A 295-nucleotide genomic window follows, 5' to 3' on the forward strand; every position below is an offset into this window, starting at 1 on the left:
CAGGATTCGGGACAGATATGGAATGTGAGATGATGGGAGTGTTGCTGGGATGTGAAGGAAGAAGTGTGGTGAGAGAGAGTGTTTTTGAAAAGGGATTGATGGATGTGGATGAGTTGGAATTGATGAATGGGGAGATGAACGTTGAAGGAGGTTGGTCGATGATGACAGGTAATGCGAAGGTGAAGGGTGGGAAAGTAAGGGGTAGGGATTTGGGTGGGGGTGGGGGAGTGATTATTGGAGGTGTTGTTGCTGAAGGTAGAACGGAAGTGGGGGGTGTTCATGACATGGACCGTGG

At 49.5% G+C, this 295-nt stretch carries 1 pseudogene; it reads left to right on the plus strand.

Going from position 1 to position 295, the window contains the following annotated elements:
* Window positions 1–68: 68 nt before the first annotated feature.
* Window positions 69–295: pseudogene (locus FS628_RS30455) on the plus strand (UDP-N-acetylglucosamine 1-carboxyvinyltransferase); the annotation flags it as partial.

Source organism: Paenibacillus xylanexedens, from assembly GCF_007676705.1.
In the GTDB taxonomy this organism is placed as follows: Bacteria; Bacillota; Bacilli; order Paenibacillales; family Paenibacillaceae; genus Paenibacillus; species Paenibacillus xylanexedens_C.